The sequence below is a fragment of the Nonomuraea sp. NPDC026600 genome, from assembly GCF_040638335.1.
GTDB lineage: Bacteria > Actinomycetota > Actinomycetes > Streptosporangiales > Streptosporangiaceae > Nonomuraea.
On sequence record NZ_JBEZYD010000071.1, the window covers coordinates 22,383 to 33,685 of the forward strand.

The 11,303-nt window shown below is 62.2% G+C and carries 10 protein-coding genes; 4 read left to right on the forward strand and 6 right to left on the reverse strand.

What is annotated here, in order from left to right:
- Positions 1 to 50 precede the first annotated feature (50 nt).
- A complete protein-coding gene (locus AB0F17_RS64560) occupies positions 51 to 512 on the forward strand; it encodes a PaaI family thioesterase (protein ID WP_358046974.1) in 462 nt (153 codons plus the stop codon).
- Positions 513 to 1,023: 511 nt separating this feature from the next.
- Here AB0F17_RS64560 and AB0F17_RS64565 read toward each other — a convergent pair.
- Together AB0F17_RS64565 and AB0F17_RS64570 are read right to left on the reverse strand one after the other, a co-directional pair.
- Positions 1,024 to 1,233, reverse strand: coding sequence for a DUF397 domain-containing protein (locus tag AB0F17_RS64565; RefSeq protein WP_358046977.1), 210 nt, complete (start codon positions 1,231 to 1,233; stop codon positions 1,024 to 1,026).
- A gap of 118 nt (positions 1,234 to 1,351) precedes the next feature.
- The gene (locus AB0F17_RS64570) at positions 1,352 to 2,218 is read right to left on the reverse strand and encodes a helix-turn-helix transcriptional regulator (protein ID WP_358046980.1); all 867 of its coding nucleotides are present in this window, start codon (positions 2,216 to 2,218) and stop codon (positions 1,352 to 1,354) included.
- A 413-nt stretch (positions 2,219 to 2,631) separates the two neighbouring features.
- Between AB0F17_RS64570 and AB0F17_RS64575 the strand changes: the two genes are divergently transcribed.
- Positions 2,632 to 2,976, forward strand: coding sequence for a hypothetical protein (locus tag AB0F17_RS64575; protein ID WP_358046983.1), 345 nt, complete (start codon positions 2,632 to 2,634; stop codon positions 2,974 to 2,976).
- On the opposite strand, the gene AB0F17_RS64580 is transcribed toward AB0F17_RS64575, so the two are convergent.
- On the reverse strand, positions 2,977 to 3,258 hold the full coding sequence (locus AB0F17_RS64580) for a type II toxin-antitoxin system Phd/YefM family antitoxin (RefSeq protein ID WP_358046986.1): 282 nt from the start codon (positions 3,256 to 3,258) through the stop codon (positions 2,977 to 2,979).
- A gap of 127 nt (positions 3,259 to 3,385) precedes the next feature.
- On the opposite strand from AB0F17_RS64580, the gene AB0F17_RS64585 reads away from it, so the two are divergent.
- Positions 3,386 to 4,300: a hypothetical protein gene (locus AB0F17_RS64585; protein WP_358046989.1), complete on the forward strand. Its 915-nt coding sequence runs from the start codon at positions 3,386 to 3,388 to the stop codon at positions 4,298 to 4,300.
- Between the two features lie 177 nt (positions 4,301 to 4,477).
- Here AB0F17_RS64585 and AB0F17_RS64590 read toward each other — a convergent pair whose 3' ends face one another.
- Both AB0F17_RS64590 and AB0F17_RS64595 read right to left on the reverse strand, forming a co-directional pair.
- Positions 4,478 to 4,744: a hypothetical protein gene (locus tag AB0F17_RS64590; RefSeq protein WP_358046992.1), complete on the reverse strand. Its 267-nt coding sequence runs from the start codon at positions 4,742 to 4,744 to the stop codon at positions 4,478 to 4,480.
- Between the two features lie 755 nt (positions 4,745 to 5,499).
- Positions 5,500 to 7,362, reverse strand: a complete 1,863-nt coding sequence (locus AB0F17_RS64595) for a DNA/RNA helicase domain-containing protein (RefSeq protein ID WP_358046995.1) — start codon at positions 7,360 to 7,362, stop codon at positions 5,500 to 5,502.
- 294 nt (positions 7,363 to 7,656) lie between these two features.
- Here AB0F17_RS64595 and AB0F17_RS64600 point away from each other — a divergent pair, with 294 nt between their 5' ends.
- Positions 7,657 to 9,537: a DNA/RNA helicase domain-containing protein gene (locus AB0F17_RS64600; RefSeq protein ID WP_358046998.1), complete on the forward strand. Its 1,881-nt coding sequence runs from the start codon at positions 7,657 to 7,659 to the stop codon at positions 9,535 to 9,537.
- 189 nt (positions 9,538 to 9,726) lie between these two features.
- On the opposite strand, the gene AB0F17_RS64605 is transcribed toward AB0F17_RS64600, so the two are convergent.
- On the reverse strand, positions 9,727 to 11,303 hold a 1,577-nt coding region (locus AB0F17_RS64605), incomplete at its 5' end, for a DNA/RNA helicase domain-containing protein (protein WP_358047001.1).

Genomic DNA, 11,303 nt, shown 5'->3' on the forward strand with positions numbered 1-11,303 from the left:
GACTGACCGTCACCCGACGGCTCTATTAGCACCACCGCAAGGAGCAATCCGTGTCCACGACCGACTTCACCGCTCTGTCGGGCCTCGAACTGATGCGCTGGGTACAGTCCGTGCGGTCGACCGAACCCGACATCCCTTCGATCGGCAGGCTGCTCGGTATGCGGTTCGACGAAGTGGAGCACGGCCGCATCGTCATCTCGCTCGACACCCGGCCCGACTTCGCCAACCCCCTCGGTACCGTCCACGGCGGCATCGCGGCCACACTCCTGGACTCCGTCATGGGGTGCGCGGTGCACACCACCCTCCCCGCGGGTGTCGGCTACACAACCCTCGAACTCAAGGTCAACTACATCCGGGCAGCCCACACCGGCGGTCAGACGCTCATCGCTGAGGGGAACGTCATCCACGCCGGCCGCCGTACCGCCACAGCAGAAGGCAAGGTCCTGGACGACCAGGGGAAACTGGTCGCCCACGCCACCACCACCTGCCTCATCATCGGAGGCGGTGACTGACCGGACCTCAGCGGTGGTTCGGAGCCTTGGTTCACACCGCAGGGCAAGCGTGCTTGAGGACTCCGCTGCCGTACACGACCTGTACGGTGATCGCCAGGACAGTGACCGCAGCGCCGGGCGTGCGCGCCGACCCAGTCCTCGGTAGCCGGAGCGGCGGGCGGGTGCAGGCATCCGGCCGCCGCCCACTGTTTCTCCTGCACAGCGTCTGTTCGACGCCGCGACACCCTCACTGCCACACGCCGCCCACCGGTCAGCCTGGCGACGCCGCCACCAAGCCCGAGCCCGTTGGCTCCACAAACGCGCCCGCTTGGCAACCACATAAACCCAGCTCAGCTAATGAATGGCGACTGCGTACCGGCAAGGAAACTGCATCAGCGTCCTTGGGGATTTCGAAACCGTGAATCGCGAACTCTCAGAAAGGCATTCTGCCTAGGAGGCGCCCGATTTCAGGCTGGGAGTCTCTCGGCCCATCTGTCGGAGGGTAACGTTTCCCATGCGGGGAGTCGTCGACTCAAGGCCAGTCGAACTCGCCCCTTCGTACGCCAATCACAAAGGCGGCCCAGTCGGAACGACTGACCTCAAGGACGGTTCCGTCAGGTGAGTTGGAGTCCCGCACGTAAGCAGATGCTGGGCCGAACGCAACCTCCACACACTCGCCCGTGGCGCTCGCGGAACTCTTACGCCAGATCAGTTCAGGCGGATCGCCAGGACCTTGAGTCATCAAGCTATCCTCCAATGTCGGTACTGAGAATAGCCTGGCCAGTCAAGAGCGTACAGAGCCGCTCAAATTGGCGGCAAGGCCAGCTGGTGGTACTCCTGCACACGAGAGCAGGTTGGCTTCACATCATGTCGTCAGCGACGGCGGTGATGAACGAAAGCGATTCGGCTGGGCCCAACGCCTCCTCGAGGATGGCCTCGAAATCGGCGCGTATGTCGGAGACGCGCGGATCATCGCCGGTGACCGTCTCATGGACATCGCCGCATTCGATGTGCAGCAATTCGCCCAGCCCGCTATCGAGCTCCAACAAGGTGAAAGCGCCGCGAAGCATTCCGACGTGTGATCCGGCATTGAAACGTACGACCCGGATGCTGATGTGTTCGCTGCTCTCCGCAATGCTCACCATATGACGAAGTTGGGTCGGCATAATGGCTCGATCTCGACGCACCCCGACGTGCCGGCGAACTACCGCTTCGTCTAGCACAAAAATCTCGCGCGGGGGATTCAGGCGCTGCCTCAGTGTTTCCTGGCGCATGAGGCGGAGTCTGACCAGTTTATCGAGGGCATCCGCATCGGTTTCCGCATGCGCAAGAGTCTCCGCATACGCCCGTGTCTGTAGCAGCCCGGGGACGGCCAAGGGCTGGAACTGCCTAATCGTAGATGCTCCGGCTTCGAATCCCACATAGGCCAGATAGGCGCTACTTACGTCATTCTTGAAGTCGCTCCACCACGCTTTGGCACGCGCTCCCTGATTGAGCTTGTGGAGTTCGTCCATGGCGGCGGAGTCGGTGACAGCGTAGAGACGCCCCAGCGCATCGAGATCAACCTTTGATATCCCGGTCCGCCCGCCCTCTATCCGGATCAATTTGGACGTGTGCCATTCCAGAGCTTTGGCGACGTCGTCCTGGGTCAGAGCGCGTTGCTTGCGCAGCTCCGCCAGTCTTCTCCGGAGGAGCGCTCCCTGGATAACGGGGCCGCGTTGATCCACCACACTGCACCTCACCTTCCGTAGTCGCCCATGGCTTGCCTGCTTGCTTGCAGCGTGCAACGCGACGAGCCCACGCTACCTCAACCTGCTTGGGGGTCTCTCGACTGCCCGATGACGTCAACCACCAGCGCAGGTGCCGCTCACGTTACCGGCGTGGCGGGTTGTGCACCGTTTCCTTGCCCTCTGCTAGGGTATGCGATGCAAGGTAGCACTTTACTACCTTGCATTGCGGTTGACCTGACGGAGTGTGATGCCCATCACGGGGCTTGGTGCGGAGAGATGGCCTGCGGATGCGACAGGAGTGCTTCGCAGGTAAGCAGCCAGAGGTCTGAGGAGGTCGCTGCGGCACGAGATGCGATACGCCACACGCTCTGGGCAGCCACAAGGAAAGTCTTGGCAGTCGGGGAGGGAATGTGTCCAGAGCCCTGTGGCGCGGGATGGCGAATACCGATCTAGTGGAAATCGGAAACAAGGCCATTCAGCACAGGCTCCTGAAAATAGCGGAGGAAGAGCTCCGCTTCCCGCCGCGCGAAAAATCGTCCGACGAGGGGTGGATCCGTGGCCTCGAGGGGAGGATGGCATGGCGGCGCGCAACCCCGGACTTGGAGAACCCGGGTGTTTGCGATGAATCGGCCGACTATTACTTGGTCTACCGCGAGCCCACTGACCTGGAGTATCGCAAATCAGAAGGCGGGCATATAGCCTTCTATATCATGCGCGTGCTCCACGCCTCGGACTTGGAATCACTTGGCGCATAGTCAAGGCCAGTCGATACCGAGACGCCTTGCCAGTTCTTCCGTCAGCTGATCGCCTGCTTCGGCATCATTATCGGCCTGAGTCGGCTCCTGCCCACTCTCGCCGGCCGCCCGTTCCAGGTAGCGGGCGATCAGCTCGCCTTCCAAGCCTTTGTTGAGCAAAGGAGAGATGAGCGCCACGAACTTGCCATGACGGGTGATGATCGCAGGCTTGCCGGAGTCGTTAATCTCCTGTATCACTTCGGCCGTTCTCTGATTGAGGTCACGCATCTTGTAAATACGCACGTCTCCTCGACCTGCTCGTGACTTCTCAAGGATCATAAGACATCTCCGCAAATCTGCGTACTACCTTTGTACTACATCTACCCCTCCCGATGCGACCCGTCGCCGCAATACAGAGAAGGACTTGGCCATGAGCATCCCCGCAACTGAGTCGACACCGTCCGCAGCGAACGACGTGTCCCACGCTGCTGACCTGCGTGTGGCCGCGCGCTGGCTTGTGGGAGGCAGTGCTTCGGCAGTCGCTGTATTAGTCGTCCCAATTCAGTTACGAAACTTCTCGGATCTTACCGAGGTCGGGCCGTGGGCAGTTGCGTTGGCTCTGCTGGGGTTCCTCACCGCCCTGGCAAGCGTCGTATGGACGCTCTACAGCGCAGCCGCGGTTCTGGCCGTGCGTCGTCGAAGCATCGGCGAGCTCGCCGAACTCGACCGTGCGGACAACAGCAATTTTCCGGATCACCGTCTAGAAGAGCCCACGTCCGCGCTCATCTCTTATCTGGTCGTCAAGCGACGTATGGACTTGCTGGGGACTTCTCGGGATGCTATCTGGCGACTCGCCATGGACCTGGCCACAGCCCACAAGGCGTCACTGCTGCCCCAAACGGGAGAAAAGATGCAAATAGGGACACGTTGGTACGATCTAGGAAACCCTGTGGACAACGCAGCGTTGGCGACTCTTGTTCTCGACCTTGAAAGACGCGTCCAGTGCGTCGTGGACGCTGCAGCGGCCTTCGAAACTCAACAGCGATACGAGCGATTGACAAAGGGCATGAAGCTGGTGGGCGCGCCGTTCGTGGCAAGCTTTCTCCTCCTTCTAGGGCTGCAGACGCTTCCAGCTGCTTCTATGAATGTGAAGACTCCGACCAGTGTTCAGATCGTCGTACCGGCGTCCGGGAAAGATCCCTGTAGCGGAAAGGTTCTGGAGGGCGTTGCCGTGGGCGGCACGATGGACGCCCCGGTCGTAGTGCTCCCCTCACAGGCAGGCTGTCCAGCCAGGAAACTCACTGACACCGACGAGTTCATCGTCATACCGCGCCCCGCCAAGTAGCTTTCATAAAACCGCTTGAGCTCGTCAGCTTCACAAGCAGGCCCGCCTGGCGGAGCACGTGGCGATGGACATCGGGGCCGCTGGCAGATCTACTCGCGCCTGGTCGTGTCCTTTGAGTCCGGATTTCGCGATGCGCAGCGTCATGGTTGGAGTGTCACCTTCAACCGAACGTGGCCGTCATCGTCCCTCTCCTCCTCCCGCTGGTTCAACCGCGGCCTCCCAGGTACTGGTGAAGATGCGGAGCGCGAGCCCGTAGAGCAGTCCCGGCCGCCGCGCGACCAAGCACGGCGAATTGCGGCCGTGCTCCATGTCGCCGTACAGGGTGATGTATGCGACCTCGTCGGTCAGGATGATGCGATACAGATTCGGCAGGTCGTAGAAGCGCAGCTCCACAACGTCCAGGTGCAGCGCCACCTGCCGCACGTACTCGGCGTTGTTGCGCAACCTGCTCCAGTAGCATGCCCGGTCGCAGCCCCCGGTCGAACCGCCGCAGCGACTCCTCGCGCCTGACCAGCCAGGAACTCGGCCGGGGGTCGGGAAGCAGCACCCGTACCGCATCGAGGGGCCGTACCGCGCCCGACCAGATGGGCGCGAAAGCGTCCCGAGTGAGCTCGTTGCCGCGCCCGGTGAGCACCCTGACCCATCGCGCCTTGGTGAGATCGGCGGCCAGCTCGTCCGCCGCTCGCCTCTGCTGGTGGTGCAGCTTGCGTACCCCCAATCCCGAATATCGGGAGAGCATGGCGACGGCCCAGTCGCGCGCACGCGCGGAAAGGATCCATCCCACCGCGACGCAGAGTGCCGTCGCCGCCATTGAGCTGATGACACCCAGGGTGAAATCGCTCATCGCTTGTTTTCGAGGTATGGAAGGAGTTGGCGCAAGACTTGGGCCGCGTGCCAGGCCGCGACTTGCTGGGGTGTGTCGGCTGACACCCCGGCTCCACCCGAATGCCGACGAAGACATGGCCCTGTCCTGGATTTTCTCCACACCCACCCCACCGGTCAGACGGCCCGAAGACCCTCCTGGAGTGGACTGCGGATAAGCCGTCCCGCTGCCGGATCCTCGGCTACACCTGCTCATGCGTTACGGTCGTTTAGGAGCTCCTGGCCTGCGGCGGCAACTATCGGGTCCGCCGCACGGACCAGGCATCGCAGATCAGCAAGCCCAGGCTGCTCGCGAGTTCATGGAAGGCTGGTTTAGCCTAAGCCGTGCGTATGAGGCCAGCGAGGAAGTTCCGCAACTCGGGGTCGACTGCGTAGATCATCGTTCCGCGCATGCCGCGGGTGAGAAGGACCTTGTACACATTGCGAACGAGCTGGTCGAAATCGCTGTCGGGAACGCTTTTGCGACTCTTGAACGCAGGATCCCTGTTCTCCGCGCGCACGGTGACCAGTCGCCCATCCCTGACGGTGAGGTCAGGTCCCAAGATGACGCCGTTCCAGTCGTACTCGAAGCCCTGGGCCGTGTAGACGCAACCAATCTGCCCGAATCCGTTCGGCTCGCTCGCCCACAGCATGCTGGGCGGGTAGTTCCCAACAGCGCGATCTTTCTTGGTGTTCCATGGCCGTGACCAGTCGCCGATGACGACGTCGTTGACAAGGGTGTCGTTGGGCAGTGGGTCGCTCCAGCGCCAGCAGAAGCCGGCAGTCATACGGGCGGTGCCAGTCTGCGCTTTAAGGAAAGATTCGAGTTCTTCTGGTGAGTTGGCAAGCTTTGCCCCGAAGTCCTCGTCACCGTCCCACGCCGTGGGGCCTCCGTCGGCCAGGCCGAGCAGGCGGAGCACCCACTGCTCATACTTGCGGCTGCCGCCGCATCGGAACTGCTGGTTGAGGGAGACCCGCCGGACGTCGTAGCCCCTGGAGCGGGCGTAGCGCTCGATGCCTTCCACGGTGCCGAGTTCCCCAGGGCGTACCACTTGGTGTTCGTCGAGCAGGAAGACCGGTACCCGGGCCGTGGACAGCAACTCATCGAGCTGGCTGCGCCCAGTGCGCTTCGCCGCAGGGGTGAAGCGGTTGGTGGAGGTTTCGCGGACGCGGTGGGCTTCATCGCAGATCAGCACGTCCAGGCTGTTCTGTTCGGCATCGATGAAGCTGTTGAAGTACGTGAACAGGTTCTTGATCCGGGTACTGCCGCGACCGGGGTAACGTCGCATGGTTTGTGTGAAGGACTGCGAGCCTGTGGCGTGCAGGGCCGTACGCCCTTGCCTGTACAGCTCACCGAGCAGCGACAGGGCGATGACACTCTTGCCGCTGCCTGGACCACCGGTGACGATGACGACTTGCTTGAAGTCCGCCCGCCTGGCCTTGTCGACGGCGCCGACGATCACCTCGTACGCGACCTGCTGCTCGTCCAGCAGAGTGAACTGTTCACGCTCGCGGATCTCCGCAGACGCGTACGTCATGAGCTGCTTGCTCGGCGCGACCGCGCTGCTGAGAAGTCGGTCGGCGGCCTCGGCTCCTGGCTTGTCGGACAGCCGGTTACTCAAGTAGCGCAGGAACTCGCCGCGCCGCTGCTTGGTGAAAAGTCTGCTGCGCTCGTCGCGGACCTGATCTGACAGACCGTCGACGTCCAAGTCCATGGCGTTGTGCAGGTACGCGGCTCCGTACACGGCATCCGGATTGCCGTTGAGCGATCCCAGGAAGTCGCGCATGTACTCGCAGTATCGGCGCACCTGTTCGGCAGGGTGAAGCGTGTCGCCACCCGGCATGCCATCCACGATGACGAGATGCTCGCCCGACTCAGAGGGTTCAGCACGGCTCCACTGCTTGAGCTCGACTACGACATAGGAGTCTTCGCCGGTCCGCGGATGCACGCCGGCGAGCACAACGTCGGCACGCTTGCTGGTCAGCGGGAGCTTGTACTCCACGAGCATCTCGACCCTGTGCAATCCGGCGTCGGCCAGATCGCGGGCCAGTGCTGGCAGGCTGCGCTGCCAGGACCTGACCTCGGAGGGAGAGGACCGGTGACCGGTGGTTGCCCGCACATGTTCGGCGATGGCTTCCGCCAGGACGGCCTCGTTGGGAGAGGCGAGTACGTTATCGACAGACAGCCGCAGCGCCGTCACAGATGTCCCCCAGGGCAGCACGAGAATACCCGTGCGGGTGGGGGCCTATCCGCTCCGGCCGGAGCCGTACGAGTGCGGAAGCCCGTCGGGCCGCATCGCATGGTCGCCCAAAGAGTAGCGGGGGACATCGCCACTGAGGAACCGCAGCAGGACTCCGACGTGGTGCCCGTCGTTCCTGCACCTTGTCCGCCGGTCCGCCCCACACTCCGTCGTGAACTCGGATGATCCACTCGACGGCACACCCTTTGCCCATCATGTCCGGAAAAGTGGGTCCTATCCCTTATAAATCAATACATGCATCTGTTCGACGGGACCATCGCGCAAGCTGCCGCGCAGGTGCGGGATCCGCGGTTCTTCGCCGAGTGTGTCCGTCGGTTCACCCACGCCCACGGCGTAGCGCCTGGACCGGGAGAGCGAAGGAGCTGGGAGCGTAGTTGGCCTGTGCTGTTGGACGCTCTCACCGCAGCCGGTCTGGGGAGCCTGCGCATCCTGCTGGAATATCCGCTTCCGGGGACCGGGCAACGCGTCGACGCCGTGGTGCTGGGCCAGCGAGTAGACGACGCCAGGTTGACGGCGGTCGTGGTGGAGCTCAAGCAATGGGAGCACGCGACACCATGTGCAAGTGACGCGTTACTGCTTGAAGTCGGCGAGAGGGTTGAGGAGCATCCGGCACGTCAGGTCGGCAGCTATGCGCACTACCTCACCAACTGGGTGAGCCAATTCATCGACCTGGAGGTCAGAGGGGTCGTTGTGATGCACAACGCCGCTCCACATTTCGTCGGAGGGCTGCGTGAGGCAGTCAAAGGTGGCCCCAGCTCGGCATATCCGATCCTTGGGCGGCGGGACCTGGACCCGAAGGCACCAGCCGGGGTGCTCGCCGACCGGATGGCCTGCGGCGGCCTCAGACCGGCTCCGGAGCCGCTCGTTATGCGATTCCTCAAAACACGGCACCAGCCCTCCCCAAAGCTGCTGTCCCGCGTCGCCGATGCCATCAGAGGGACCGGAGGCTTCACCCTCATCGGTGACCAGGACAAGGCTCGCCTGCACATTCGTGACGCCGCTACCGCGATCCGCGACGGCCAACCTGGTCACATCGTCGTCGTCACGGGAGGGCCCGGCACGGGCAAGACCGCCATTGCGGCCCGCGTCCTCGGAGATCTTTGCCGGCTCGATGGGGCGAATCCCCGGCTGCTGTCTCCCTCCGGCGCCCTGACCCAGCAACTCGGCCGAGCAGTCGGTGACGCGGCCAAAGGACTGATCACGACTATCACAAGGGGAGTGCCTGGCGGATTGTCGAAAGACAGCATCGTGTTGATCGACGAAGCGCACCGCCTGCGTACCGATGCAAAGCGGCGCTCGTCAGGATTCCCAGACAGACTGCAGTGGCTGGCAGAAAGATGTGGGGCGATAGTCCTCTTCTTGGACGAGCGGCAGATCATCCGTCCGAGCGAGGGCACGACCCTGGAGGAGCTGCGCCGTTTGGCCGCGTACATGAGATACGCATTTACCCACATTGACCTAACCACACAGTTCCGCTGCGCCGGTTCCCATTATTATCTGCGCTGGATCGACGATCTTTTCGCCCATGAAGGCTCGCCTTTGGCATGGAACGGCAGCGACTACGATCTGGCTCTTGCCGAATCCCCTCAGGAACTCGAGGCCTGGACGAACTCCCACATCGAGCGCGGCTACAGCGCCCGGATCGCGGCAGGCTTCTGCTGGCCGTGGAAGTCTCCGCCGAAGCCACCACTGCTACCTGAAGTGTCCATCAATTGGGTGGACGAGTGGGGAACGCCGCAGAGCTGGAAGCGTCCCTGGAACTCTCAGACGAACAAAGCCATAGGCGTGGATTCAGACATCCCAGGTCGTCCCTTTTGGGCTACCGATCCCGGTGGCCACCGGCAGATCGGCTGCATCTACACCGCCCAAGGGCTGGAGTACGACTACGGTGCGGTTATCGTCGGTGACGACCTCGTACGCACCCCTTCGGGGTGGGAAGGCCGACCGAGTAAGAGTTACGACCGAGAAGTCAATTATCTGCCACCCGAGAAATACCTCATCTACGCTCTCAACACCTACCGCGTCCTCGCCACACGTGGTACGCGTGGCACCCGTCTTTATGCGACGGATCCGGATACGCAGCGCTTTCTGCGTAGTCTCCTGCCACGAACCTGAGTCCGGGATAGTTACAGCCTCAGCTGGCGACGCCCGCTGTAAGAGAGCGGTGGTGCTGGCACCGATATATGGCCATCTACCTGCGGGAACATCTCGACAGTGCCTCCAGGGTCGCAAGATTCTATCCGGAATATCCTGCGTTTTGATGAGCCCTTATGATTCTCGGCTGCCCTCGTACGGATGAAAGGTTCAACCGTTGCTGTGCCACCATGGGAGCGCTTCCTGTATTGGGGGCGATGGGAGCGGTCTTGCCAACTCTGGGCGCTGCTCGTATAAGGCCCCCATGGCGGCTTCTATTGGTGGTACCCGCAGTTCGATCAGTAGGTCCCGAGTGGCGCGGTCAGTAGAGTACAGCACGACCCCGTGCCTACCGCGACTGGCCAAGACACGGTAGATATTGCGGACTAGCCGATGACGTTCGTCCCCCCAGGTTGCTCGATCTTTATTGTTGGCCGATACCCATTTATCGCCAGCCCATGTGTAGTCGTATCCCATGATGATGCCGGCATAGTCCCAGTCGAAGCTTTGGGCCGTGTAGATACATCCGATCTGTTCGAAACCGTTTGGGTCGGTCGCCCAGAGGGTGCGGTCGGGAATGTTGCGGCGCTTGTTGCCTTTGTAGGCGTTCCACGGGCGTTTCCAGTCGCCGATGCGGATGTCGAGGGCTAGCCGGCTGCCCAGATATCTGCGGGTCCAGTCCCAGCAGTAGCCTGCGGTGATGCGTGCCGAATGGTGCAGGGCGATCTGCGCTCGCAGGTAATCCTCCATCTGCTGCGGTGTGTCGGCTCGTAGGAGTTGGAAGTCGCCTTGGTACACCCAGGGGCGGGGATTCGGTCCGTAGCCCAGCAGGTCCTCAAGCCAGTCGACGTACTCGGGGCAGTAGCTGTGGCGAAATTGCCGCTGCAACTGGATGTGGTGGATATGTTCGTCTGGAATTCCCAGGGCCAAGGCGGCTTGCCTGATCTCCTCGGGTGAGCCGATTTCATCGTTGCGCACGATCTGGTCGGGGTCCAGCAAGAACACCGGTACTCGTGCTGCCTGGATTAGTTCGTGGATCTGAGGGATGTCCGAGCGTTGCTCGTACTTGTCGAAGCGATTATTAGAGGTCTTGCGCAGACGATGTGCCTCATCGCAGATCAAGACGTTCAAGTGGTTGGGCTCGCGGTGCCGGTGTTGATTGAAATAGGTGAAAAGATCGTGAATGTGGCCATGACGTCCGGTCACGTGTAGGCGTAGGGCTGCGGAGAACGCTGCGCTCCCTGAGGCGTGTGCCGCGGAGCTACTGATGCCGTTGAGCATGCCCAGCAACTCCAGCGCCAAGACGGTCTTACCGGTCCCAGGTCCGCCGGTGACGATGAACACCTGTTTGGAGTTGGCACTGAATCCGCCCTGGACCAGGGCCATCACCTTGTCTACTGTCTCGCGTTGCTCGTCTAGCAGCGGAAAGACCATCCTGCCCCGAACCGCTTCGTAAGCGGCGTGCATGACCTCCTCGGTGGGCCGGACATGTGCGTGATCGATCCGGTTAACGTGCTCGCGGGCGCCTTCGGCGCTCAACACCGTCGAGAGGAAAGAGGCGAACTCCCGCCGGTCCTCGGTGTCGCCGCTGAACGCCCGAACGCGCTTGCCGTCAATCTCCGGGCGTAATCGACCGATCGGCGGCATAATTTTGTAAGCATTCAGAAGGATCTGTGACGCTGGGTGATTCGCGCTGATCAGGCGTCGAGTGCGACGGGTGGCATCCACAGGTTGCCGGTGAAGGCACG